This window comes from Pedobacter montanisoli (assembly GCF_022809115.1).
Lineage (GTDB): Bacteria > Bacteroidota > Bacteroidia > Sphingobacteriales > Sphingobacteriaceae > Pedobacter > Pedobacter montanisoli.
In genome coordinates this window covers 261,293-287,009 of record NZ_JALGBH010000001.1, presented here as the reverse complement: position 1 = coordinate 287,009, position 25,717 = coordinate 261,293, and the positions used below count along the sequence as shown (strand labels likewise).

The 25,717-nt window shown below is 35.7% G+C and carries 20 protein-coding genes; 14 read left to right on the top strand and 6 right to left on the bottom strand.

Translation table 11 applies throughout. The features are described 5' to 3' along the window. Positions 1-9 precede the first annotated feature (9 nt). Both MMF97_RS01260 and MMF97_RS01255 read left to right on the top strand, forming a co-directional pair. The gene (locus tag MMF97_RS01260; RefSeq protein ID WP_243357785.1) at positions 10-1,029 is read left to right on the top strand and encodes an asparaginase; all 1,020 of its coding nucleotides are present in this window, start codon (positions 10-12) and stop codon (positions 1,027-1,029) included. Between the two features lie 105 nt (positions 1,030-1,134). Continuing rightward, positions 1,135-2,550: an MBL fold metallo-hydrolase gene (locus tag MMF97_RS01255; protein WP_243357783.1), complete on the top strand. Its 1,416-nt coding sequence runs from the start codon at positions 1,135-1,137 to the stop codon at positions 2,548-2,550. 69 nt (positions 2,551-2,619) lie between these two features. Here MMF97_RS01255 and MMF97_RS01250 read toward each other — a convergent pair whose 3' ends face one another. The 3 genes from MMF97_RS01250 to hemW all read right to left on the bottom strand — a co-directional run bounded on the left by MMF97_RS01250 (position 2,620) and on the right by hemW (position 5,576). Beyond that, complete coding sequence (locus MMF97_RS01250; RefSeq protein WP_243357782.1) at positions 2,620-3,501, bottom strand: cupin-like domain-containing protein; 882 nt, start codon at positions 3,499-3,501, stop codon at positions 2,620-2,622. Between the two features lie 129 nt (positions 3,502-3,630). After that, a complete protein-coding gene (locus MMF97_RS01245) occupies positions 3,631-4,416 on the bottom strand; it encodes an SDR family oxidoreductase (protein WP_243357780.1) in 786 nt (261 codons plus the stop codon). Between the two features lie 29 nt (positions 4,417-4,445). Then, positions 4,446-5,576, bottom strand: coding sequence for a radical SAM family heme chaperone HemW (gene hemW / locus MMF97_RS01240; RefSeq protein ID WP_243357777.1), 1,131 nt, complete (start codon positions 5,574-5,576; stop codon positions 4,446-4,448). A gap of 75 nt (positions 5,577-5,651) precedes the next feature. On the opposite strand from hemW, the gene MMF97_RS01235 reads away from it, so the two are divergent. From MMF97_RS01235 to porN, 7 genes are all read left to right on the top strand, one after another. Then, positions 5,652-7,373 (top strand): BamA/TamA family outer membrane protein, encoded by a 1,722-nt coding sequence (locus MMF97_RS01235; RefSeq protein WP_243357775.1) that lies wholly within the window; start codon positions 5,652-5,654, stop codon positions 7,371-7,373. 5 nt (positions 7,374-7,378) lie between these two features. Beyond that, complete coding sequence (locus tag MMF97_RS01230; protein WP_243357773.1) at positions 7,379-8,338, top strand: DUF4271 domain-containing protein; 960 nt, start codon at positions 7,379-7,381, stop codon at positions 8,336-8,338. A gap of 14 nt (positions 8,339-8,352) precedes the next feature. Next, entirely contained in the window at positions 8,353-9,120 is a 768-nt protein-coding gene (locus tag MMF97_RS01225; protein WP_243357772.1) for a uroporphyrinogen-III synthase, read from the top strand. Positions 9,121-9,470: 350 nt separating this feature from the next. Then, the gene (porK, locus tag MMF97_RS01220; protein WP_243357770.1) at positions 9,471-10,820 is read left to right on the top strand and encodes a T9SS ring complex lipoprotein PorK/GldK; all 1,350 of its coding nucleotides are present in this window, start codon (positions 9,471-9,473) and stop codon (positions 10,818-10,820) included. Positions 10,821-10,857: 37 nt separating this feature from the next. After that, positions 10,858-11,673 carry a type IX secretion system motor protein PorL/GldL gene (porL, locus tag MMF97_RS01215; RefSeq protein WP_243357768.1) on the top strand — a complete coding sequence of 272 codons (816 nt, stop codon included), beginning with the start codon at positions 10,858-10,860 and terminating at the stop codon, positions 11,671-11,673. 41 nt (positions 11,674-11,714) lie between these two features. Next, on the top strand, positions 11,715-13,241 hold the full coding sequence (gene porM, locus MMF97_RS01210; RefSeq protein ID WP_243357767.1) for a type IX secretion system motor protein PorM/GldM: 1,527 nt from the start codon (positions 11,715-11,717) through the stop codon (positions 13,239-13,241). A gap of 6 nt (positions 13,242-13,247) precedes the next feature. Next, a complete protein-coding gene (gene porN, locus MMF97_RS01205; RefSeq protein WP_243357765.1) occupies positions 13,248-14,195 on the top strand; it encodes a type IX secretion system ring subunit PorN/GldN in 948 nt (315 codons plus the stop codon). A 36-nt stretch (positions 14,196-14,231) separates the two neighbouring features. Here the strand turns inward: porN and uvrC are convergent, their stop codons facing one another. Continuing rightward, positions 14,232-16,025, bottom strand: a complete 1,794-nt coding sequence (uvrC, locus tag MMF97_RS01200) for an excinuclease ABC subunit UvrC (RefSeq protein WP_243357763.1) — start codon at positions 16,023-16,025, stop codon at positions 14,232-14,234. A gap of 168 nt (positions 16,026-16,193) precedes the next feature. Here uvrC and MMF97_RS01195 point away from each other — a divergent pair, with 168 nt between their 5' ends. From MMF97_RS01195 to MMF97_RS01185, 3 genes are read left to right on the top strand one after another with little or no spacing between them, the layout of a single operon-like run. Continuing rightward, the gene (locus MMF97_RS01195; RefSeq protein ID WP_243357760.1) at positions 16,194-17,696 is read left to right on the top strand and encodes a sensor histidine kinase; all 1,503 of its coding nucleotides are present in this window, start codon (positions 16,194-16,196) and stop codon (positions 17,694-17,696) included. A gap of 2 nt (positions 17,697-17,698) precedes the next feature. Continuing rightward, positions 17,699-19,198: a TlpA family protein disulfide reductase gene (locus MMF97_RS01190; protein WP_243357758.1), complete on the top strand. Its 1,500-nt coding sequence runs from the start codon at positions 17,699-17,701 to the stop codon at positions 19,196-19,198. Then, positions 19,199-19,876: a LytR/AlgR family response regulator transcription factor gene (locus MMF97_RS01185; protein ID WP_243357756.1), complete on the top strand. Its 678-nt coding sequence runs from the start codon at positions 19,199-19,201 to the stop codon at positions 19,874-19,876. Between the two features lie 16 nt (positions 19,877-19,892). Here the strand turns inward: MMF97_RS01185 and MMF97_RS01180 are convergent, their stop codons facing one another. Together MMF97_RS01180 and porW are read right to left on the bottom strand one after the other, a co-directional pair. After that, positions 19,893-22,148, bottom strand: a complete 2,256-nt coding sequence (locus tag MMF97_RS01180) for a transglycosylase domain-containing protein (RefSeq protein ID WP_243357755.1) — start codon at positions 22,146-22,148, stop codon at positions 19,893-19,895. After that, positions 22,138-24,936 carry a type IX secretion system periplasmic lipoprotein PorW/SprE gene (porW, locus tag MMF97_RS01175; protein ID WP_243357752.1) on the bottom strand — a complete coding sequence of 933 codons (2,799 nt, stop codon included), beginning with the start codon at positions 24,934-24,936 and terminating at the stop codon, positions 22,138-22,140. Before porW ends, MMF97_RS01180 begins: the two co-directional genes overlap by 11 nt. 101 nt (positions 24,937-25,037) lie before the next feature. Here porW and MMF97_RS01170 point away from each other — a divergent pair, with 101 nt between their 5' ends. Then, complete coding sequence (locus MMF97_RS01170; protein ID WP_243357749.1) at positions 25,038-25,265, top strand: AtpZ/AtpI family protein; 228 nt, start codon at positions 25,038-25,040, stop codon at positions 25,263-25,265. Positions 25,266-25,312: 47 nt separating this feature from the next. Then, positions 25,313-25,696: a hypothetical protein gene (locus tag MMF97_RS01165; protein WP_243357746.1), complete on the top strand. Its 384-nt coding sequence runs from the start codon at positions 25,313-25,315 to the stop codon at positions 25,694-25,696. The last annotated feature ends 21 nt before the right edge of the window (positions 25,697-25,717 follow it).

Below are 25,717 nucleotides of genomic sequence, written 5' to 3'. Positions count from 1 at the left end.
AAAACTAAGGTGACCAAAATACTTGTAATTTATACAGGAGGTACCATTGGTATGGTTAATGATGCCAAAACCGGTGCCCTTATTCCTTTTGACTTTGAGCAGATCAAGGCCAAAGTACCAGAACTCACATTACTTAATTATGAACTGAAAGTCCATTCTTTCGATCCTATTATCGATTCATCCAACATGAATATTGATGGGTGGGTAAAAATGGCCAGTGTAATTAGCGAAAATTATGAAGAATTTGATGGCTTTGTGATCTTGCATGGCTCAGATACCATGTCTTATACAGCATCGGCATTGAGTTTTATGCTTCAAAATCTAAGTAAACCCGTAGTGTTAACCGGATCACAATTGCCTATAGGCGAAATCAGAACAGATGCAAAAGAGAATCTGATCACTGCTTTAGAAATTGCAGCTACCAAAAAGAATGGCAAAGCTATGGTGCCTGAGGTTTGTATTTACTTTGATTACCAGCTATTCAGAGGTAACCGTTCAATTAAATATAATTCTGAGAAATTTGAAGCTTTTCAATCGCCTAATTATCCCATATTGGCCGAAGCAGGTGTTCATCTTACATTTTATCCCAATAATATCTTACCTCGCAAAGAAGAAAAGTTTGAAGCTTTTACCAATCTGCAATCAAACATAGGTATTTTAAAAATGTATCCGGGTATTACAGAAAGCGTGGTTAAAGCTATAACAGGATCAGATGTAGATGCCATAGTGCTAGAAGCTTTTGGTTCGGGTAATACGCCTACAGATGACTGGTTCTTGGCTTGTCTTGAAAAAGCATCTAAAGAAGGAAAGATCATTGTGGATATTTCACAGTGTAAAGGCGGATCGGTTCAGTTGGGTTTATACCAAACCAGCAGTAATTTAAAAGCTATGGGTGTTTTAAGTGGCTATGATATGACCTTTGAAGCTGCTATTACCAAATTAATGTACCTTTTAGGTAAACAACTTGATAAGACAGAAATTGCCCGACTTATGGAAACTTCTATTGCCGGAGAGTTAAGTAAGCCATGATTATAATAAGTTTTAACCGTAAAAATTGTGTCAATAACTTTTACGCCTAGCTAAACTTCAATAAATAGCAGTTATTTTTGGTAAAACCGCTTTATTTAGAATAATATGAAAATAGAACAAATATATACCGGTTGTTTGGCCGAAGCAGCTTATTATATAGAAAGTAACGGTGAGGCCGCAATTATAGATCCATTAAGAGAAATTGCACCTTATTTAAATAAAGCTGCACAGAACAATGCAAAGATCAAATATATTTTTGAAACGCATTTTCATGCTGATTTTGTGTCAGGACATGTTGATCTGGCCCAAAAAAGTGGAGCAGTTATTGTTTACGGACCAACAGCCAAAACACAGTTTGAAGCTCATATAGCTAAAGATGGCGAGCAGTTTAAAATAGGAGATGTTACCATAACGGTTTTGCATACTCCGGGGCATACACCAGAATCTACTACCTATTTATTAACGGATGAGGAGGGTAAAGCACATTGTATATTTACCGGTGATACATTGTTTATCGGTGACGTAGGCAGACCAGATCTTGCTCAACAAGGAGATATGACCATGGAAGATATGGCCGCTACTTTATATGATTCTTTACACCAGAAAATCATGGTTTTACCAGATGATGTGATCGTTTACCCGGCACACGGAGCGGGCTCTGCCTGTGGTAAAAACATGAGTAAAGAAACTTTTGATACATTGGGTAATCAAAAGCAGGTTAACTATGCATTAAAAGCAACTTCAAAAGAACAGTTCATACACGAGGTAACAGATGGCATTTTGCCTCCTCCTCAATATTTTGCTAAAAATGCCGCTATGAATAAACTGGGTTATGCCAGTATAGATGCTGTTTATGAGCAAGGCATGAAAGCGTTAAACCCTTCGGAGTTTGAAGCAATGGCTAATCAAAGCGGAGCATTGATTTTAGACACCCGTGATCCACAACAATTTGCCAAAGGATTTGTACCTAACTCTATTAATATTGGTCTAAACGGGCAATTTGCCCCTTGGGTAGGCGCTTTAGTTACTGATTTAAAGCAGCCTATTTTATTGATAGCAGATCAAGGAAAAGAACAGGAAACCATAACACGTCTGGCTCGTGTTGGTTATGACAATACTATTGGATATTTGGCGGGAGGTTTTGAAGGCTGGAAAGCAGAAAACCGCGAAACGGATCAGATTAAGTCTATAAGTGCAACTGAATTTGAGGATGTAGTAAATGAACAACCTAATTTATTGGCTTTAGATGTACGTAAACCGGGTGAATATCAAGCAGAACATTTAGAATTTACACTGGCTCGTCCCTTAGATTATATCAACGATTGGATGCCTGAAGTTAAGCCTGAAGAAACTTATTATATCCATTGTGCCGGAGGATACAGATCGATGATTGCAGCTTCTATTCTAAAAGCCAGAGGTATTGATCATGTAATTGATGTTGCTGGTGGGTATGGCGCAATTAAGAACACAGGTTTGAAAAGAACAGATTTCGTTTGCCAGAGCAAAGCCATGAAAGTATAAAAGAAAACATATTCAATAAAAAAGGCCGGGTCAAACGATCCGGCCTTTTTTATATATTCCTATCCTAGATTAACGGGGCAAACCTTTGGCATAGGCTTTTTCCGCCCGTTTTACCGCCAGTTTTTCCCGGTAATTGGCGTACTTCCCTTTTAACATCATTTTGATCAGACTGTCAACTGCACCATGTTTAAAGACACTCCATATACTAGCCGCTTTACCCATAAAAGACTGATCCCATGCTCTTAGACTTAAAGAGTAAGAACCATCTAAATATTTCATCCAGTGCCACATACCTACCGGCATAAACAAAGTATCGCCATGCTCTAAAAACACTTCATAGCCTTCAATCCCATTTAAAGAAGGGAATTTTTTAAAGTCGGGATTACCCACATTAAAATCTTCTAAGGCATAAGTGGCATTTGGCAGGCAGTATAACCTTGTTTTCCATTCGTAATCAAATAAGATTACATGTTTGCGGCCATTAAAATGTGTATGGAAAATGTTAGGTAAATCTATATCATAATGCAAAAATGTTTCAGAATTTGATCCGCCAAAAAACATACTTGGTAAACTTTCCATTACCCCATCTATTAAATGTTTAGGAATTTTAACATCATTTACCATAGAAGGAGCTTTCTTAAACATATTAAATAAGAAAATGCGGAGTTCTGTTGGTTCGCGTTGTATCAGGTCAAGGTAATCACCAAATTTCATTTTAGCTACAGCTGCATTAATGGGTTTGCTGGGGTCTGCTTTAGAGTTGTCATAAAGCGGAACCTCTACATCGCCGGCAAGCTGCTTTAAATATTCAGGTGTCCATTTTTCACGTGCAGGCCAGTCTTTAGTCAATCCTTTGATCACTAAAGGTTTTCTGGGTTTGAGATAGTTTTTGATAAAATCTTCTCTGCTAATGTTTTCTACTGTATCTACAGGTTTTAGGATGAAACTCATTTATATAAATAAACTTATGTTTTCAAATTATTTAGAACGCTTTCACACAAATTTGAGAATTAAATTTTAATTGTTTATACGTTTATGTGTAAAATGTTAAGCCAATGATAATTGTATAAAAAGGCATGATTAAGTAACCTTTGCTTTTTTGATCATTTTGTTGAAATAGGCCGGAAAAAGCCTTTTTAATAATACACCTTTTACTTCTTTACCACCAATATAAACCTCTTCTTTCTTGGCTTGGAGAGCTGCAATAATCTTTTCGGCACATACAGATGGCTCCATACCATTGGCTTGTGCGCTATCCATGGTGCCCTGTGGTGTGCCATTGGCCGTAAGTGCATTTAGCGTTACCTTGGTTTTGATAAAACCGGGGCAGGCCAGCATAATATGAATGTTGGGATTGTCAATCTCTATACGCAGCGAATCAAAATAACCATGTAAAGCATGTTTTGAGGCCGCATATGCAGAACGGTAACGGGTGCCAAATTTACCAACTAAGCTACTGATGCAAATGATAGATCCGCTATTCTGCTGCAGCATGACGGGTAAAACGGCTTTACTTAAAATAACCGTTCCCCAAAAATTAACATCCATAAGGCGTTTTTCGGTTTCAAGGCTGGTATCTAAGGCAAGTGCACGCTGACTAATCCCGCCGCTGTTTACCAGTATATCAATGCGGTTGTAGATGCGTAAAGCTTCTGCTGTTTTTTGTGCCAGACTATTATGATCTTCTAAATCTATGGATAGTACATGAACATCGATCTGGTTTTTACAGTTTTGTTTAACCCTGAAAAGTTCATCCCGATTTCTGGCCGAAATGATGAGTTTGGCACCTCGTTGATTAAAGGCATATACCAAAGCTTCGCCTATTCCTGATGATGCGCCTGTTACCCAGACTACTTTGTTGTTCATAATGAGATCAGATAATATTAAATAATAAGTTAATCCGGATCTGTAAAAAGTTCTGCAGCAATTCCATCTGCAAACAATTTACCCGATGCTGTAAGTACAATCCTGTTATTTTCTAAAATTACATGATTCTCCTTTAAAAACGGTCGAATTTCTGTGTTTACTTTATCAGCGTAAGCTCGTCCAAAATCGGTTTCTATTTTTTTAAGGTCAATACCCCACATTGTTCTTAATGAAGTCATAATGTACTCATTAAATTTATTGGCTTCGGTTAAAAACTCAATATGTTCAGGCAATTGATTTTGCAGAATGCTTTCTATATATTTTGTGTTGTTGTTGATGTTAATATAACGTTGCGTTCCATCAAAACCATGTGCAGAAGGCCCAATCCCCAGATAAGGAACGCCTTTCCAGTAATTGGTATTATGAACTGCATAACGTCCTGGTTTTGCATAGTTAGAGATTTCATAATGCTCAAAACCATTCATAGCCAATAATTCAGTTAGAATCATAAACTGGTCGGCGGCCTGTTCATCATTAACATTTGTTTGTTTCCCTTTTTTTATCGCGACTGCTAAAGCTGTTTTAGGCTCAACAGTTAAGGCATATGCTGATATGTGAGGTATCTGTAAATCTAAAACGGTCTGAATATTATTTTTCCATTTTTCATTACTAAGTAGCGGAAATCCATAAATAAGATCTATGCTTAAGTTCTCAAAACCTGCATCCTGACATCTTTTAATGTTGCATTCGGCTTCTTCCGCATTGTGGGCACGGTTCATCCATTGCAAATCTTCATTGTAAAAAGACTGTGTGCCTATGCTAAAGCGGTTAACAGGTAAGAGTCTTAATGCTTTGATCTTTTCCTGGCCCAGATCATCTGGATTGGCTTCGAGAGTAATCTCTGCGTCTGTGTGAATAGAAAAATGTTTTTCTATTGTGTTGAAAATTTTTTGCAGCTGAGCGGCAGGTAAAACACTGGGGGTTCCCCCACCAAAATAAATACTACTTACAGCGCTATTTATACGATCCTTTTTCAGGATAATTTCCTTGCATATCGCATCTACTAGGGTATCTGTATTCTTAAATGAAGTGGTGAAATGAAAATCGCAATAATTACAAGCCTGTTTGCAAAAAGGAATATGTATATAAATACCAAACATATTGCAAAGTTAAGATAAAATTGAACGCAGCTTTTTAATTTTGAAAGTATTGTAAAAATAGACTTACTTTATGAAATGAAATATCTGTTGACTGTTTTTCTGACGCTGGGGAGCTTTTTGGGGTGGGGGCAGGAGCTTTATCAGGTAGATCTTAGACTGGTAAAGCCGGATGCAGAATTGTTGAACAGTTTAAAGTTTAACAGAGAAGCATCAGATAGCACAGCAATTTATAAGGAAGCAGATAAGATCATTGCCCAACTTAGGCTTAAAGGCTATCTTCTTGCTGAAATTAAGCAAATTAATCTAAAAAATAAACAAGCTGAATTGCTTGTAAACCAGCAATTTCAATACAAATGGATAAAGCTTAAAAAAGGGAATATTCCTTTATTTCTTGAAGAGCGTATCAACGCTTATGCAGGAAATTTTGCAGGCGCACCTTTTAATGCGAATCAACTTGAAGACCTGTTTAAAAAAATCATCATCACTTGCGAAAATAATGGCTACCCTTTTGCCTCAGTAGGTTTAGAACAGATACATTTTGAAAATGAACGCATTGCAGCCGACCTTAATTTAACCTTGAATGACCAAATTACTTTTGACAGTCTTAAAATAGTAGGCGATGTAAAAATAAGTAAAGCCTATTTGCAGTCTTATTTGGGTGTTAAGACCGGTACAGATTACAATGAAAATGTTGTAAGACAAATTTATAAACGGTTAAATGAATTGCCCTTTTTAAAAGAAGCCAAACCTTTTGAGGTCAGCTTCGCAGATCATAAGGCTAAGGTTACCGTTTTTCTGGAAAAAAAGAACATCAACCAGTTTGATGGTATTTTGGGTTTGCAACCTAGGCAAAACGCAACCGATAAGCTAGAAGTTGTAGGTAATCTTAAGCTGGCTTTGGTAAACACTTTTCAACAGGCAGAAAAAATCTATTTTAACTACCAGAACCTAACTAAAGGCACACAGCTTTTAGAAAGCTACATTGATATACCACGTATATTTAATACAGATTTGGGTTTTATGCCAGCCTTAAATCTGTATAAACAAGATACCACTTACCTCAATGTAGATACAAAGTTGCTATTTAATTATGCGGTAAGGACTAATGACAGAATTCAGTTTTTTGTTGAACGAAGAACAAGCAGCCTGATAGAAACCTCGCAATATAAAGATGCACAGATCCTACCTCAGAACTTAGATGCTGCCACCAACTTCTATGGATTGGGCTTTACGGCTCAGCATTTAGATTATAGATTTAATCCTAGAAAAGGCTTATGGCTTGAACTTAATTTTGCTGCAGGGAGTAAAAAAATAAAACCTAATGCATCTATTCCAGCACATCTGTACCAGCAGGTTAATCTTAATAGTTCTGTATACAGATTTTATCTGGATGCAAAATATTTTATTCCGCTTGCCAGGCAAACCGTTTTTGCCTTATCTAATCAAACCGGGTATTTATCGGGAAAAGATCTCTTAGATAATGAATTGTTCAGGATAGGAGGGCAAAATACTTTAAGAGGTTTCAATGAAATGGAATTTTTAACCAGCGCTTATACCTTGTTTAATGCTGAGTTCAGATATTTATTAGAGCAGAATTCCTTTTTGTTTCTTTTTTATAATCAGGCTTATGTACAAAAAATCAAAGATAAAGATTACCCTTTGGGTATGGGTGCTGGTTTAAATTTTGAAACTAATTTGGGCATACTTTCATTGAGCTATGCTTTAGGTAAACAAAAAAATAATCCGTTAAATTTGCGCCAAGGGAAAATCCATGTCGGAGTAACCGCTTTATTTTAATTTTTATGCTTAAAAAACAAATCTGCTTTTTGGTATTCCTTTTAACAACTTTTATCTCATTTGCGCAGATAAAACCTGTTAAAGCAGATTCATTAAATATAAAACCTTTCTTAACTGATAGCCTTATACTTGATACTATAAGCAAGAGTACGATTGATACTTTAACACCGCATATTTTAAAAAAGAGAGATTCCTCTACTTATGCGCATTGGATAGATAGTCTGGGCAAAGGATATGGTTTTGCTGTGTTTGATCTGTCTTCGGTTCTAAAAAAGCAAAACCCTACAGAAAAGGTAGTTTATAGACAGGGCGATCTTTTGCCTAAAGGTAAAGTATGGATCTTATTGGTAATCGGATTTTTATTAGTGTTGTTTGCGATTTTGAAAAACTCATTTGGTAAACAGCTCAATATGGTTGTACAATCTTTCTATAGCAACCGCGTGTTGACTAATTTCAGTAAAGAAGATAACCTGGTTACTTCCTGGTCTTTTTTACTGCTGTTTGTGCAGTTTGGCTTTACCATAGGCATGTTCTTTTACCTATTAGCACAATACAATGAGAATGAGCAGGCACAACGACAAGGCTTTGAGTTCTTTATCACTCTTTCAATGGGTATTATTATGCTTTATCTCTTAAAGATTGTGATGTTAAGATTAATAGGTTTTTTCTTTGAGGTACAGAAGCCTGTAAAACATTATGTTACCATTTTATACCTGAGTTATTTTAATGCGTCTTTATTGTTTATTCCTTTAATTATTGCTTTTGCACTTGCTCCCGTTCAGTATGGTAATGTTTTTATTCTTACCGGCTTAATATTGCTTTGTGCCATCTTCATTTTTCAGTTTGTAAGAGCGGCAATTAATATTTTATCCACGTACCGGTTTCCTAAGTTGTATTTAATTTTGTATCTTTGCGCCCTTGAAATATGCCCTATAATGATATTAATCAAGGCAATAGGATATTAAGAGGTAAAAAAGAAATGCAAGAAAACAAAGAAAGACTACGTAAAGTAAAAAGCATCTTGGTTACATTGCCAAAACCTGAAGCAGAAAAATCACCTTATTTCGATTTAGCCAAGAAGTATAATCTTAAAGTTGATTTCAGATCGTTTATACATGTAGAGGGAGTACAGGCTAAAGATTTTAGAAAAGACAAGATTAATCTTCCTGATTATACTGCAGTAGTATTTACAAGCAGAAACGCGGTAGATCATTTTTTTAGAATATGCGAAGAAATGAGGTATGAAGTTTCTGTAAATCTAAAATATTTTTGCATTTCAGAATCTACAGCGCTATATCTTCAGAAATATATTCAGTACAGAAAAAGAAAGATATTTTTTGGAAAACAAAGTGCATCTGATTTGGCAGAAGTAATGAAAAAACATGCCGGTGAAAAGTTTTTGTATCCTTGCTCTGATGTAGCTACAGAAGATACGATGAACTTTTTGCAGAAAAATGGTTATGATGTAACGCCAGCTGTGTTGTTCAGAACAGTGGTTAGTGACCTGTCTGACCTTGCTGATGTGTTTTATGACATCTTAGCTTTCTTCAGTCCATCAAGTATTCAGTCGCTGTACACAAATTTCCCCAATTTTCAACAGAACAATACGCGTATAGCAACTTTTGGCTTAAATACACAGAAAGCGGTAGCCGAAAAAGGGCTTATTGTTGATATTGCAGCGCCAAATCCTGAGGCTCCTTCAATGATTATGGCATTAGAAAATTATATCAAGAAATCTAATAAATAATATACCACCTGCTGGTATATCACTATAAAAAACAGGAAGCGGCTCAGGGTTAACCCGAGCCGCTTTTTAGTTGATACTCAAAAATAAAGATGCTGTTAAAGTCTTTTTATATAAGGAAAAACTTTATAAAAGCCACAGATATAAAATACCTATAAGTAAGTATATATGTCTAATTATTTAATATTAAATTAGTAAATAATTTAAAGGTGCTTTTTAATTATGCCCTGTGTTTGGTTTCAAGCTTTTGTGGATAACTGGGCTTTGTGGGGAAACTGTGGATAAATTTGTGCAAAAAGTTGTAATTGTCAATGTTAATTGATAAAATTGCTATAAAATTGTTTAAACAACTTATGAGGAAAATTTACTTTCTTGCATTTTTTATTGCAGGAGTTATGCTCTCGAGCTGTGGAAGAGGCGGTGCTGGTGAACTTGTAGGAGCGTACAATAAAAAATTTAAGAACAAAACTATACCGCTAGGGATGGTGTATATACCCGGAGGAAGAAACCTTATTGGTATGACTGACGAGGATATTACTTTCTATCAGGGAAGGCAAAGTAAAATGGTTTCATTCAGTCCTTTTTATATGGATGAAACAGAAATTACCAATGCCGAATACAGACAGTTTGTAAACTGGGTAAGAGACTCAATTGCAGTTTCTGTATATGTTAAAGGTGCTCCATACGAAGGAGGTGGTAATTACAAAACCCCAAGTGGCGATGCAGCCAAGTATTTTCTGAAACCTAAGACACAACCAGCTTCAGGAACTACAGCACCTCCACAAAACATTAACTGGAAAGCAATTGGTAACGGGTCAAAATTATGGGCTAACAATAAAGGTGGCAACAAAGATTTGGGTGATTTATACAGCAAAATCAGTATGAATGGTCGTGATATCTCTGTAGGTCTTGATGTGAAAAAATTAAAGTATTCATATTATGAGGTAAACCTTGAGTATCAGCTTAAAAACCCGAACGGTTCTATAGCAGATTTCTACGATGTTTATGTAGATAATCCAGATCCGAATAATCCTAACCAACATCCTTCTGTAATGGTTTATCCAGATACATTAGTGTGGAAAAAGGATTTTACCTACGAGTATAATGATCCTATGGTTGAGGCTTATTTTAATCACCCGTCTTATGACAAATACCCGGTTGTAGGTGTAACTTGGGATCAGGCAAAAGCTTTCTGTGCATGGAGAACCAATCTTTATGAAAGTGTAGCCTCAAAAAGAAAATTACCGAAAAACACAAGATTGAAATATTCTTTACCTACCGAGAGCGAATTTGAGTATGCTGCAAGAGGCGGAAGGGTACAAACTAAATACCCATGGGGTGGCCCTTACATTATGAATGCAAAAGGCTGCTTACAGGCTAATTTTAAAGTAGGAAGAGGAAATTATGTAGATGATGGTGCTCTATATACCGTAGAAGCCAAAGCTTATCTGCCAAACGATTATGGCTTATACAATATGGCTGGTAACGTAGCAGAGTGGACTTTAGATTCATATAATACCTCATCACCGGAAGATAAGAATCCTATCTTTAGAAATGGTAAACGTAAAGCTGTAAAAGGTGGATCATGGAAAGACATAGGCTTTTTCCTTCAAAACTCTGTAACGCAATACGAATATCAGGATATGGCAAGATCTTATATCGGTTTCAGATGTATTTCAAAATTCCCTGGAAATAAAATTTAAACAATAAACCAAAACTAAAAATTCAAACGAAAAAACTATGGCTGGAAAATACGCTACAACAGAAGCAAAATTACACCTTGCAACCTCGGTTGGTGCATCTATTGTAATTGTTGGTGCTCTATTTAAAATTCTTCACTTAGGTGGGATATATGGTAGTATCATGATTGGGGTAGGTTTAGGGGTTGAAGCGGTCCTGTTTTTATTAACTGGTTTATTCCCCCCACACCCGGATGTAGAGTGGCAAAAAGTTTATCCTCAGTTACGTGAAGGTGGTAAGCCAACTCCTGATGGCGCAATTCCTGAAGTAAGTAGCAATAATGCTTCTACAGGTACCTCACAACAACTAGATAAATTATTTGCTGATGCGAAAATTGAACCTGCTTTAATTGAAAGCTTAGGTTCAGGTTTAAGAACATTCAGCGATAAAGTAGCTACTATTTCTAATGTTGCAGATGCATCATTAGCCACTAATGAATTTACTGCTAAAGTAAAAAATACAACTTCTAAATTTGCTAACCTTGACAATGCGTTTGATGTTGCTACAAACCAACTTCAGGATTTAGGTAACAGCAGTAAAGACACCAAAGCTTATCATGAGCAGGTAAACAATTTGGCTAAAAATCTTTCGGCATTAAATGCAGTATATGAATTAGAATTGCAAGATTCAAGTGCTCACTTAAAATCAATGAATAAATTCTACCAAAATCTTTCTTTAACCATGAATAACTTTAACGATTCAATGGATGATTCTAAACAGTTTAAAGAAGAGGTAGGAAAACTGGCTAAGAACTTAGCATCATTAAATGCTATTTATGGTAATATGCTGAGCGCAATGAATCAACCTCGTGCTTAAAATATTGGGTTAAATTTTTTAAAAACTAATTCTAATTTAACATGGCAGGAGGTAAAGAAACCGCAAGGCAGAAGATGATAGGTATTATGTACCTGGTGCTTTTAGCGATGTTGGCGCTAAACGTATCAGACCTGGTACTTAAGGCCTTTAAAAATATTAATGACAGTTTAAACACTTCAAAAGAGAATGTAAATACCAGTATCCAACAATTATTAAGAAACTACGGTGATACTAAAGCTAAAGAAAGCTCAGATAACCAAGTTAAGTTTGAGCGAGCTAAGAAAGCACAAACAATAGCAGGTAATCTGATTAAATATATTGATGGTTTACAGGCCGAAATCGCTAAAGATGGAATTGATGAAAACGGAGAGCTTGTTCAAAAGAACAACTTGGATATAGGTCAGAATATCATGGGTAGCGATGAACAGCCTAAGAAAGGTAAAGAATTACAGGAAAAAATTAACCAGACAGGTAAAGAACTCGCTGCGTTGTTATTACCTGATGAAGGCAAACCTACTTTTGTGCTGGAAGCTAAAAATCCTGAAAAACCAAAAGCAGGAGAGCCGAAAACATGGACGGGCACCAACTTTGGTGAAGGTGTGCCTTTGGCTGCATTCAGAACAATACTAACGATGCTTCAGAACAATACGAAAAATATGGAGGCTGATATCATCAACAAAATATTAGCTGATAAACCTATTGTTGTTTTAGATCATTTCGAAGCAGTAGCTGTAGCACCTACATCATACGTAATTCAGGGCCAGCCTTATAAAGCTGAGATTTACCTGACAGCAAGTGATTCAAAATCTACGCCTGATATCAGCGTAAACGGAAGCAAAGTGCCAACCGAAAACGGAAAGGGTGTATATACAGGAGGTACGGGTAGCGTAGGTACGTTTACATGGAAAGGTACCATAAGAGTTAAAGAGCGTAATGGTAATATCAAAACATATGAAACTGCACCTCAGACTTATCAGGTAGCTGCTCCGTCTGCAACGGTTTCATCAGATAAATTAAACGTAATCTATGCCGGCATTCCAAATCCATTTACCATATCGGCTGCAGGTTTCCCTAATATCAATGCTTCTATTTCTGGAGGCGGTTCTTTAACTGGCGCAAATGGTAAATTTATGGTTAATGTGCCGGGCTCATTAGTAGGTAAAGAAGTTTCGATCAGTGTATCGGCTAGTAATAATGGCAAGACTGTAAATTTAGGGGCACCTACGTTTAGGGTTAAAGCTATACCTGCACCAGTAGCTAAAGTTGGCGGTAATGGGGGTGGGGATATTGCATCGGTACAGTTAAAAAGTGAATCTGAGATCGAAGCTGATTTAGATGATTTCCCTTTTGATGTGAAGTTCAGAATTCTACGTTATGAACTTACCGTAATTAAACCTCGTTCTGATGCGGTTACCATATCAGGACAGGGAGGAAGTTTTACCGGAGCAATCAGAAACGCAATTAATGCTGTTTCACCTGGAACAAGGGTTATTTTTGACCAGATTGTTTCGCAGGGACCTGACGGGAGACAAAGGGTATTGCCTCCAGTTGTATTTAATGTAAAATAATTGAAAATGAAAAAGTTCATATTATCGCTTGTTTTTATTGTTGCAGTTAGTGTTGTTGGTTTTGCCCAAAATGGAGCGAAAAAAACAGACGGGAATAAGAAGACTGATCCACCAGCCAAGCAAGATCCTGTAAAAACTGATCCTCCGGCAGGAGAGAAAAAGCAGGAGGAGCTTAAGCCTAAAACACCTAAGCGTAAAACCCCACCTAAAGATGGTTATGCTGTAGAAAAAGACCTGAGAGATACGGTTTCTCAAAAAGCTTTTTTAGCGGTGATTAAAGATGAGGATGTAGTTTACACCAAACGTGTATGGAGGGATATTGATTTGAGAGATACGGTTAATTCTGTATTGAATTTTCCTAAATCAAGATTAATTGAAATATTGTTAAACGCGGTTAAGTTAGAAGAGTTAACAGCTTACAATCCTAAAGATCCCAAAACTTTAGAAGATGATGATGCTTTTAATTTTCCTCTAGATACTGCTGAAGCTATGAAATTAGCTAATGGAGTAGTAAACGTAACCAATAATAAAACAGGTACTGTAAAAGAAGTTCAGGGCGAATTTAACCCTGCTTTATTCCTGAAATATAGAGTAAAAGAAGACTGGGTTTTTGATGGCAAGAGAGGTGTGTTTGAGCCGCGTATTATAGGTTTGGCACCTTTAAAGTTAAATGCGCAGACCAAAGACTGGCAACCTATTTTCTGGATTTACTATGATGATGCGAGAGATCTTTTAGCTAAAAAGAGATTGTTTAATGCGCTGAACGATTCTTCTCCTGTAAGTATGGACGACTTCTTTGTACACCGCTTGTTCTCAAGTTATATTGTAAAAGAAACAAACTCTGGTGACTATAAGTTAAAAGATATTATTTCAGATCCGAGAGAGCGCCTATTGGAAAGCGAAAGGATCAAAAAGAAAATGGCTGATTTTGAACAAGGCCTTTGGCAATATTAAAAAAAAGCGGGACGTTAATCGTCCCGCTTTTTTGCTTTAAGCGAAATATTCTTTTAATGCTTTAATCTGTTTCAGGTTCAATACTTCCATTAATTCTTTATCTGTTGCTTCTTTAATCTTTTTAACAGACTTGAATTTCAATAAGAGCTTGTCTGCGGTGGTCTTTCCAATTCCGGGTATCTGTTCCAGCTCGGTTTTCAATGTGCCCTGATTTCTTTTTTTGCGGTGAAAAGTGATACCAAAACGATGTGCCTCATCTCTTAATTGCTGAATAATTTTCAGCGTTTCTGATTTTTTATCTAGATACAGCGGTAAGCTATCATTAGGATAATAAAGTTCTTCAAGTCGCTTAGCAATACCTATAACAGTTACTTTCTTATCTATCCCTAATTTTTTAAGGCTACTTAATGCAGATGAAAGCTGCCCTTTACCACCATCAATAATAATGAGCTGAGGAAGAGTTTGGTTTTCGTCTAACATACGCTTATAACGCCTGTAAACAGCTTCTTGCATGGTGGCAAAATCATTAGGGCCTTCTACGGTTTTTACGTTAAAATGCCTGTAATCTTTTTTGCTGGGCTTGGCATTTTTAAATACTACGATAGCTGATACAGGATATTTGCCCTGAAAGTTAGAATTATCAAAACATTCGATGTGATAAGGCAATTGAGTAAGTCTCAAATCAGCCTTCATCTGGCCTAAAATACGCTCTGTACGCAAATCTGGATTCAGTTTCTCATATTGGTTCAGTTTTTCTTTCTTAAAGAACAGCACATTTTTTTGAGAGAGCTCGAGTAAATTCTTTCTGTCACCTGATTTGGGTACGGTAAGTTTAAGACTCTGATCATCTAAAGGAAGATCAAAAGGTACAATGATTTCTTTTGAAGTACTTTTAAACCGGCTCCTGAATTCGGCTATGGCAATGGATAGCAATTCTTCATCGGTTTCATCCAACCGCTTTTTAATTTCTATTGTTTGCGTTTGTATAATGCTTCCATTCATTATTTTTAGGTAGTTTACAAAAGCATACCTTTCATCAGAAGCAATACTAACCACATCTATATTGGTAACAGAACTGTTTACAACAGTAGATTTACTCTGGTATTTTTCAAGTGTATTCAGTTTAAGCTGTAGGTTGTGGGCCTGTTCAAAATCCAGATTCTTAACAGCCAGCTCTACATTCTGTTTCAAATGTTTAATTACAGAGCCTATTTTACCATTCAGGATATCTTTAATATCTGCAATGTTTTGCAGGTAGTCTGTTTCGCTCTGGTATGCCTCGCAAGGCCCTTTACAATTTCCTATCTGGTATTCTAAGCAAACCTTAAATTTGCCCTGGCTAATATTTTGAGGCGTTAAAGCCAGATTACAGGTACGTAAAGGATAGGTTTCTTTAATGAGGTCTAAAATAGTATGCATCATACCTACAGAAGCATAAGGCCCAAAATAGGTAGAACCATCTTTAATGGCTTTACGCGTAGGGAAAACCCGAGGGAAAGGTTCTTTTTTAATGACAATCCATGGATAGGTCTTGTCATCTTTGAGCATGATGTTGTATTTAGGCTGATGCTTCTTAATTAAGTTGTTTTCTAACAACCAGGCATCAATCTCAGTATCTACAATAGTAAAGGTGATTTTACGGATCTTAGATACCAATACCCTTGTTTTGCCATTGAGCTGTTTATCCTGGGTAAAATAAGAACTTACCCTGTTTTTAAGATCCTTGGCTTTACCAATGTACATCAGTGTTCCATCGATATCAAAATATTGATATACGCCTGGTTTATGAGGAATATCGGCCAATGCCTGTTTATAATCAAAACTGCTCATTCAGGCCACTAATTTACAGTAAAGTTGTTGTTCTGCCTAATTTGCTTTGAGCGATTTAGAGGATAAATTCTATGCTGTTTTTTCATTCATCACATATTCTCTTATGTTCGTCACATTTTTTAATTGGTGTTAAAAATTAAGCTAAAATTGCAGAACAAACCATTAAATATGAAACTAAAAGATTTACAAAAAGGAGAATTTTGGATAGCAACCATTTTATTTTTTATTGTGATTGTTACACTAATCTTTAATACGAGCAACCATAACGATAATGGAAATCATTTTGCATTTATCAGAAGTAAAATAAGCTACTCTTATTTCTATAATTACTTTTTACCCAATTTCTTAAAAACCTCATCAATTTACTTTAGTTTTTTGGTGTTAAATTTTATAGCAATACCGGCTATTTTAAAACAGCATAGAACTGTTTTATATTATTTGTTAATAGTACTGTTAGTTGCAGCTGTTGGTATAATTATGGGTATATGTAAAACCTATATAAATACTTACGAGTTTGAAAATTATAAAACTTTGCAACAAGCCTATAACCGAATGTTCTTTGATGGGTTTGGTTATGCTCTATGGTTGGTTATTGCTATTTCGGTCTATTGCAGCTTTAAAACCTACTTGGTTTATTTAATTGAAACCAGGCTAAATGGTTCCAAAGAGCGAAGTTTGATTAAAACAGATTTGATGGTTGGTATAGCTTTTTGGCTTGCGGGTTTAATACTTTGGGTAACTACCAATTCTTCTGATCAAATCTGTATGCTTTGGTCATTGGTTTTAGGGGCTGCAATAGGCATATTTATTTATTCGGTTTATTATTTACTACCTCAAAAGTACCAACATATAAAGTTTATAAACTTCTTTGTTCAAATCCTGTCAATCAGTTTACTGTTGGTAATTCCGATGAGTTTTATCGCTTTATTGTCTTTTGGTGCCAATGCCGAAACCATTTTTATCGTGCTCTTATTTCATTTACCTGCCCAATTGTTTGTTACAGCACCTTTAGCCTGGTTTTTATATAAAAACAGATTGCAGCAGAATAAGGAAATAACTTCGTTAAAAACTGAATTAGGCAAATCAGATGCAAATTTGAACTTCTTAAAATCACAAATAAACCCACATTTTTTGTTTAATGCCTTAAACACCTTATACGGTACTGCACTACAGGAAAATGCAGAACGTACGGGTGAAGGCATACAAAAACTAGGCGATATGATGCGCTTTATGTTACATGAAAATACGCAAGATAAAATAGCTTTAATACGTGAAGTAGACTACCTGAATAATTACATTGCTTTGCAAAAGTTACGCACTTCGCAATCTGCTGATATTAAAATAGAAACAGTAATTGAGGACCAGTTTAACCATGAGCAAATTACCCCAATGCTACTTATTCCTTTTATAGAAAATGCTTTTAAACACGGCATTAGCTTGCGCCAGCCGTCTTATATAAAAATCGTTTTACAAACTAAAGATAACACCTTGTTTTTTGATGTAAGCAATAGTACTTACGCTAAAAACGATAACGATCCTGAAAAATTAAAAAGCGGAATTGGACTTGAAAATGTAAAGCAACGTTTAAAATTACTATATCCTGAGCAACATGAGTTGATTGTAAGAGAAACCGTTAACGAGTTTTTTGTACACTTAACCTTACAGCTATAATTATGAAAAAGATACTTTTATTGGGCTTATTAAATCTATGCAGTTTATTGGCAACAGCTCAATTTAAACTAAGTGGTAAAATTATAAACCCTAAAAGCAAGGCTGAATTGCAGGTAAATATTCCCCTGGTTTTTGGTTTTCATAAAAATAATTCAATTACAATACCAGTTGCTCAGAATGGTTCTTTTGATTTTGTTATTCCCATCAAAGAGAAAAAACTCGTTACTTTAATCTATGATCGTATATTTTATACTTTACTTCTAAGTGCCAAAGGCAATTTAGAAATAGCTGTTAGCGATAGTACTGTTAAAATAATTTCGGGGAGTGCTTTTGCTGAAAATCAGGTTTTAAGACAAGTGAATTTTGATGAGATCCCATTCTTTATGAGCTCAGATGGAATTGAAAAATTTAAAAAAATGTCTTTGACTGAAATTAATGAGAAGGTAATAAAACCCTTTTATGCCATTCAGGAAAAAAAATTGAGAATGATTGATCAACCTCAGATTTCGGCCGCCAATAAAAAGCATATAGCCATAGAAATAGACGCATTAGCTACCAATTACTTAAATTATTTTGTGAGCGAAACTGATCTGCCAAAGGCTGCTGCCGATAGTTTGGTTATCAGTATTTTTGACAATAAAGAGGTAAAGGTTGAGCCGATAAATGCAGGTCCAAATTATTATGCGTTTATAGATCATTATTTACGCTATTTAGAAATCAAAGCATTTGTAAAAGTAAGAAATGAAAAGATCCCCTCAAATGAACTGATCCCTTACTTCGGGATTAGTCTGGATAGTGCTAATATGCTGATGAAAACTTATAGCAAAGACTATTGGCGATTTCTTGGCGCTTTAAACAATGTGCCTTTGGGCATTGTAAAACAATATAATTTTCAGCAATTAACTAATCTGCATGCCGATAAAGATTTAAAACATTTAATGCTTTTGGCCAATGCTCATTTTAAAATCTTTCCAGATGATGAGCAAATGCAAACGATAAAAGGATATATCAATAATCTCAATTCGATATTAAACAAGAATGAAAAAAATGAAAACATTGTCGTATTTAGAGATTATCGAAATGTAAAATCTATTTACGACGTAATAAAAACTTTAAAGGGTAAGGTTGTTTATTTAGATGTTTGGGGCACCTGGTGCGGTCCTTGTAAAGTAGAATTGCCCTATAATGCTGCTTTAAAAAATGAGTTTAAGGATAAAGATGTTGCATTTGTTTATTTAGATATGGATGAAGAAAGTAAAGACGGGGATTGGAAAGAATTTATTAAAATGAATGAGCTTACGGGAATTCATTTGCGTAAAAATAGGGAACAAATAGCACCTTTTTGGAAAGAGTTATTGGCCGATGCCAATGATAAAGCCGAATATTATCCGCAATATTTTATCTTTGACAAAGAAGGTAAACTGATAATAAGTAAAGCTTTTAGACCAAGCAATGGGCAAAAGTTATATGATCAAATTACCGAGGTTTTGAATAAAAATTAAATGATCGCGATAGCAATAGATGATGAGCCGGTAGCATTAGATGTAATTAAACATCATACCGATAAAGTTCCTTTTGTTGAGTTAAGAGAAACTTTTAGCAATGCTTTTCTGGCGATCAATTACTTGCAAAAGCATCCTGTTGACTTGATCTTTTTAGATATTAAAATGCCTGATATTTCGGGGATTGAATTTTTAAAAAGTTTAAACAGAGTACCTTTGGTAATTTTTACCACCGCTTATACTGAACATGCTGTGCAAAGTTTTGAGCTGGATGCGGTTGATTATCTGCTGAAGCCTTTTTCTATTGCCCGTTTTTTAAAAGCTTGCAATAAAGCGCAGGAGTTACATAGTTTAAGGATCCAAAAATTAGAAAGTAAAGCAGATTACATTTTTGTAAAAGATGGCTATGAGCATGTAAAGATCATACTTAATGATATTCTGTATATTGAAGCCTCAGGTAATTATACTCAAATTCAACTGACTGATAAATTGGTTAGCACACGAATAACTATTAGCGATCTGGTTGAACTCTTGCCTACAGCAGATTTTATTCGTTGCCATAGAGCGTATATCGTTGCCAAAAATAAAATATCCAGATTTGATAAACATCAAATCTGGATTGAAGAGAAAATCATCCCGATAGGAACTACCTTTGTTAATTTAAACCTTAACAGCTAGGTTTTTTTCTATTTAGTTAAAATCCCAGTTTCTTATCCAGCTCTGTAGTACCTTGTTCCTGCTGTTGGTATTTGTCGCAATCGTAAATGATATTCACCCCGCCGGCAGGTGGTGTAAAATCACTCCTGCTTATCTTGAGTTTAGGATCGGCGTAAACCCGTTTCATGAAGCCAGCATAAATAGGCAGGGCAGAGTTTGCACCTTCTCCATAACTTGTACTGGTAAAATGGAAAGCTCTGTCTTCGCAACCAGTCCAAACGCCAGCCACAAGGTCGGGTGTTATGGCCATAAACCAACCATCAGAGTTGTTTTGCGTGGTTCCGGTTTTACCACCAACAGGCGTATTTATACCATATTTATAACTTAATCTTGAACCTGTACCACCTGTAACTACACCGCGAAGCATACGTGTCATTACAAAAGCCACTTCTTCATTCATAGCCACTTTTACGATAGGCTTGCTATCGTATAATACTACCCCGTTTTTATCTTCTATGCGTAAAATATAGGTGGGCTGTGTCCAGATACCTTTATTAGCAAATACGCTGTAAGCACCAACCATATCAAATATAGAAGCATCAAATGTTCCCAAACATATAGAAGGTACTGCAGGTACATCGCTGGTGATACCCATTTTCTTAATTTCATTTACTACGGCAGTAGGACCCACCTGTTTCATGAGATATGCAGTAACGTAGTTTTGTGAGTAAGCTAAAGCTTTTTGCAAGGTAATAGAGCCTGGTAAAGGAGTCCCCGAATTACGGGGTGTCCAATCTGCACTACCCGGATTAGAAATAGTAACCGGCTCATTTGGAACAGACAAACAAGGAGAATAACCATTTTCAATGGCTACAGCATAGGTAAAGGGTTTGCCTGTAGAGCCTACCTGTCTTGTGCCAATCTTAACTTGGTCATATTTGAAATGTTCATAATTTATACCACCAACCCAGGCTTTAATATAACCGGTTTTAGGGTCCATGGCCATCATCGCATTACGCAATAATAGTTTATAATACTTTACAGAGTCAATAGGTTTCATTAAAGTATCAATATTACCATGCCAGGTAAAAATGGTCAGTTTAGAAGGAGTGTTAAAATCTTGGGTAATTTCTTCATCTGTTTTACCTTCAAGTTTTAAAGACTTATATCTGTCTGAGCGTTTAATGCCCTGATCTATTTGCAAATCCATGCCCTTAAAAGGATTTCTCCCCTTCCAGCTATTGCTAAACTGTTGTTGAAGCACTTTCATATATTCCTTTTGCGCTTCTTCAGCATATACCTGCATGTCGTAATTAATGGTGGTATAGATCTTTAAACCATCACGATCTAAGTCATAAGGTGTTACGCCATCTGATTTATAGATAGAACGTTCTTCCAATATTTTCCTTACCTCGGCTTTAAGTACCGTTCTGAAATAAGGAGCAATACCATCATTAACTGTTGCCGGATTAAAATTTAGACCTAAAGGCAAGGTTTTATACTTTTCAAAATCCTGTTCGCTTAGCAAGTCTGATTTGGCCATTAGTGCCATTACGGTATTACGTCTGTTTAATGACCTTTCAGGATTTTTGGTAGGTGAATAACGGGTAATACCACGTTGTAAACCAATAAGTACAGCTGCCTGTGGAACAGTAAGTTTATCAGGCGTAGTATCAAAATAAACCCGTGCAGCCGATTTGATGCCATAAGCATTATTACCGAAATCCACCGTGTTGAGATACATGGTAATGATCTCTTCTTTGGTGTAATTGCGTTCCAGTTTTACAGCTATTACCCATTCCTGAAACTTCTGTATAATACGTTTAAAGTAGTTTTTTTGGCGTCCCTCTTCAGAGAAAAGGTTTAAGGCCAGCTGTTGGGTAATGGTACTTCCCCCTTGTTTTTTACCCATCATGGCATATAAAAAGATGGTAAATGTACGTTTAAAGTCTATCCCTGAGTGTGATTTAAACCTGATGTCTTCGGTTGCAATTAAAGCATTTACAACATTGGGAGAAATCTCACTGTAAGTTACATTTGATCTGTTTTTTACAAAGTACGTGCCTAATACCCTACCATCTTCAGAAATAACTTCTGTGGCTTCATTGCTTTTAGGGTGCTCAATAGCTCTGAAAGAAGGAATGGAGCCAAAAGCTCCGGCACCGATCAGAACAATAAATAAGCCGAACAATACAATTCCGCAGGCTAAAATTAACCATATCCTTGTATTGTATTTTTTGATGATATCTTTTGGAACTTCGTTATTGTTAGGTCTATTGTAATTATAAGCCATTGTTATTAATGTAATTAATATATCTCTTTAAGGTATCACGATTGGTAATTTTCTGCAAATTCTCTTTGCTGATTACAAAGGTAGTATAATTTGCTGCCGGAATCTTCATAATTACGGCAAGTTGTTTTTTTATGGTTTCCTCGTAGGTCTTAACATCAGCTGCTGATTTAAAATCACCCACAAAGATCAGCTCATCTTCATCTAATTCTTTCAACTGATGTTTCAGGTTTTCGCCTGTAAAATTACCGCGGTTAAACTGACCAATGCCAAAGCGTGAAGGACTTAAATTAAAATCTGTACTATTTACCGCGATTACATAAAAATAAGCGGTAGCAACCCCATCGCTAAACAGGTTGTCTTTAAATGTGTTAGCAACAGCAGGTGCTTTTTCTTCAACTGGTTTAGCTTGTACTACAGGTTCTTTTTTCTCAAGAGCCTGGGGCGCATTATGGGTGACAGCCGCAACATTTTTTTCTTCAGTAACAATTGCTGTATTATTTTCTTGTTTAGGTATTTCAGACGTTACGGTTGTTGTATTTGTTATAAAAGGAATTTCGTTCGGGTCATAATCAGTTAAAGCAACTGGCCTTTTTTTATAGGAAGCTAAATTGGCTTTAATATAAATTAAATGATCTTCAACTAAGGGTTTGATTAAAGCGTCCTTATCATAACGTTTTACAATTGCATTAAAAGCAGTCAGCAGACTATCTACGCTTTGTGTATGGCCAATGGCTATAGCTTTTAAATATTCAAACTGAGGTGTAAAATTATTGCCCGGAAAACGGTTATTAATAGCAATTACATTGCTAATTACATCCTTATACTTTTTATTGCTTAACTCGTTAAATACCTTAGTGTATTCTGTTTTGATCACATTTTCTAAAGCCGATTGTTTATCAGAAAACTGTGGATCTATAATAGTTTTGGCATATGCAGAGGCTGGAAACTTATTTAAAACAAGATTCTTATAATAATTAGATCTTTCTAAGTTTACAGGTTGGTAGGCTAAGTACAGGCTATAATAAATAGCATCTAACCTATTGTTAACAGGAAAACGATTTAACAAACTTTCAAAAGCTTTAATTGCTTCTGGTTTATCATTTAACTCCTGACGATAAAAATTACCTATGCCAATGTAAGCGTCGATTATTTTCTGATTGGACTTTTCTTTTTGCAGGGTAGTTAAGGGTAAAGAATCGAGATATTGGGTAGATTGGATTACGTTTGCTTTTAAAGCCGGAGCTGCTTCATCAGGATCTAGAGCATTTGGAGAACCGGAAAGGGGTTGCTGTGCAGACAGATTTTGTACCGGCTGATTCTGTTTTATGCTCTGACGCCAGTTATCTTCCAGTTTTCTGTTGCCCCATTTACGCTTAAATTCATTAAACCCCTTGCTTAAAGCAGTAGGGTTGCTGAAATAGAAATTACTGTTCTTAGCTTGTGCAATAATATCACTATTTCCATTGTTATCTGCCTGAGCAGAAGAAAAAGCATTGTTAGATCCGGTTTCTTTACTTTCAAAGTAAGAAGCTAAAGCATTTGCCCGGTCTGCTTCTGGTAAAAGGGCTATTTTCTGTAAATGTTCTTCACGATCAATGAGCTCATAACGATCGATAAGATAAGATAAGTTATCTCTCTTTTTAAGTGTGGTAATATACTGCTGCGATGTTTTCGGCAAAACATTTACCGCACTGTCATAATACAATTTTGCCTTTACATAGTCTCTATACTGATTAAAATTCAGCTCTGCTATTTTAAGATAAGAAAGACCTTTTTGTGTACCATTACCTTTGCTTTTTAATACTGATAATTTGTAACTGCGCTCAGCATTTTGATAATCGCCGGAACTGTAGCTGTCTTCAGCAATTTCATAATAAATCTGGTCAATAAAATCAGCGTTTTTATCGTCTTTAATGAGCGTGGCAAGCTGTTTTTTTCTGTCAAATGTTTTATGATCTAAAAAACTGTTAATACGGATCTTGCTTAACTTAGCATTGAAATACATTTCAAAAGGCGCATTGCTTTTTTCAACCTTATGGTAATAAACCAAGCTGTTGCCATAGTCTTTCTCTGTTTCATAAAGCTGTCCAAGAACATAATACCATCTTATTCTGTCTTTTGTATCAGGCTTCTGCTTTAAAGCTAACTGCAGATAGTTAATGGCGTCTTTAGAATTTCGAGTAACAATGCTCATCTGTGCTAGTGTGGCATAGGCATCCGATTTTTGATTTTTAACCGAATCAGTTTCTTTATGAAGTGCAGTTATAATTTGCAGGGCTTTTTCATAGTTGCCTAATTCTATATAACTGCGGGCTTGCCACGATAAAGCGTTTAAGCGTACACGATGTTGTTTTTTATAGGTATTGGCAACATAATTGAAATATTCTGTAGCATTAAAATACTTGCCGGTATAAAAATTGGTTTTTCCCAAGAGCAGATAAGCATCATCTATGTAATTGCTGAAGTTTTTTTCTGCAATAATGGTTCTGGCTTTGGCATCGATCTCATCTAATGTCTTATTGTTAATTTCATTGTTTAATCCGGCAGGTTGAGGAGCATAATAAATAGGGATCAGCTCACCAAAATCATACTTTGTAGTTTGTGTTACCTGTTCAAGATAGTCGTTAAGAAGTACATTAGAATTATAAATAAGATTATAACGGGCTGATAAATTTTGTAGCTTTCTGTTAACAACCGTATCTTTTTGAGTAGAACAACCACAAAATAAGCCTAGTAATAAGCAAAAGATTACTAACTTAACCGGAGTGTTATGGTGTATGTTTTTCAAAAGCCTGTTAATTTTATATATATATAACAAAGTATCTGCAAAATTATTTTATTCGACAATATAAACTTAATATTTGATTTTTATTTTTAAAACAACACAAAATGGGAGAGGATAAAGAAGAGAAAGAAGCAAAAGGAATGAACAGTTTTGCTAAATACAGTGCCATGGCTTTTCAGATGCTGGCAACCATAGGTCTGTTTGCGTTTATAGGCTATCAGTTAGATAAATATACCCAACAAAAGGTTTTGATATACACTTCTGTACTGGGTATTGTAGGGGTAGCAGCTTCACTATATCAGGTGGTAAGAACATTAAATAAAAATAAGTAGCTGAAGCTTTGATGAGCCTTTATTAACTTTGCAAAAAAAATAGAGTTTTGAGCATTAAGCAATTTATTTTCTGGTTTGTAATATTCACGATTATTTTGGCGGGAATAGCATTGCTTATTCAGCAATCTGGTTCTGCAACTGAAATTTTAACTTCAGATTTCTGGCCTGTTTTTTTCTTTTTGGGAGGCCTGACTTTTATAGCTTATATTGTTGCATTTTTAGGCATAAAACGTAACCCGCAAATGGGCGTAATGACCATTTTAGGCTCTATTGGTATCAAGATGATTTTTTCTATGGCTTTAGTGCTGATTTTCAGTTTAAAAGGCAAGGGAATTGACCTGAGGTTTGCATTAAATTTTTTTTCTTTATATTTATTGTTTTCGGCCTTTGAAATGTACTGCTTGTTGCGTAACTTGCGCCACCAAAATTAAAAGTAAAAAACTGCGAGTAAA

What these genes read in the sequence shown, in the direction of transcription:
- MMF97_RS01255 (WP_243357783.1), top strand. Translation starts at nt 1,135, where the DNA reads ATGAAAATAGAACAAATATATACCGGTTGTTTGGCCGAAGCAGCTTAT.
- MMF97_RS01250 (WP_243357782.1), bottom strand. Translation starts at nt 3,501, where the DNA reads ATGAGTTTCATCCTAAAACCTGTAGATACAGTAGAAAACATTAGCAGA.
- MMF97_RS01245 (WP_243357780.1), bottom strand. Translation starts at nt 4,416, where the DNA reads ATGAACAACAAAGTAGTCTGGGTAACAGGCGCATCATCAGGAATAGGC.
- hemW (WP_243357777.1), bottom strand. Translation starts at nt 5,576, where the DNA reads ATGTTTGGTATTTATATACATATTCCTTTTTGCAAACAGGCTTGTAAT.
- MMF97_RS01235 (WP_243357775.1), top strand. Translation starts at nt 5,652, where the DNA reads ATGAAATATCTGTTGACTGTTTTTCTGACGCTGGGGAGCTTTTTGGGG.
- MMF97_RS01230 (WP_243357773.1), top strand. Translation starts at nt 7,379, where the DNA reads ATGCTTAAAAAACAAATCTGCTTTTTGGTATTCCTTTTAACAACTTTT.
- MMF97_RS01225 (WP_243357772.1), top strand. Translation starts at nt 8,353, where the DNA reads ATGCAAGAAAACAAAGAAAGACTACGTAAAGTAAAAAGCATCTTGGTT.
- porK (WP_243357770.1), top strand. Translation starts at nt 9,471, where the DNA reads ATGAGGAAAATTTACTTTCTTGCATTTTTTATTGCAGGAGTTATGCTC.
- porL (WP_243357768.1), top strand. Translation starts at nt 10,858, where the DNA reads ATGGCTGGAAAATACGCTACAACAGAAGCAAAATTACACCTTGCAACC.
- porM (WP_243357767.1), top strand. Translation starts at nt 11,715, where the DNA reads ATGGCAGGAGGTAAAGAAACCGCAAGGCAGAAGATGATAGGTATTATG.
- porN (WP_243357765.1), top strand. Translation starts at nt 13,248, where the DNA reads ATGAAAAAGTTCATATTATCGCTTGTTTTTATTGTTGCAGTTAGTGTT.
- uvrC (WP_243357763.1), bottom strand. Translation starts at nt 16,025, where the DNA reads ATGAGCAGTTTTGATTATAAACAGGCATTGGCCGATATTCCTCATAAA.
- MMF97_RS01195 (WP_243357760.1), top strand. Translation starts at nt 16,194, where the DNA reads ATGAAACTAAAAGATTTACAAAAAGGAGAATTTTGGATAGCAACCATT.
- MMF97_RS01190 (WP_243357758.1), top strand. Translation starts at nt 17,699, where the DNA reads ATGAAAAAGATACTTTTATTGGGCTTATTAAATCTATGCAGTTTATTG.
- MMF97_RS01185 (WP_243357756.1), top strand. Translation starts at nt 19,199, where the DNA reads ATGATCGCGATAGCAATAGATGATGAGCCGGTAGCATTAGATGTAATT.
- MMF97_RS01180 (WP_243357755.1), bottom strand. Translation starts at nt 22,148, where the DNA reads ATGGCTTATAATTACAATAGACCTAACAATAACGAAGTTCCAAAAGAT.
- MMF97_RS01170 (WP_243357749.1), top strand. Translation starts at nt 25,038, where the DNA reads ATGGGAGAGGATAAAGAAGAGAAAGAAGCAAAAGGAATGAACAGTTTT.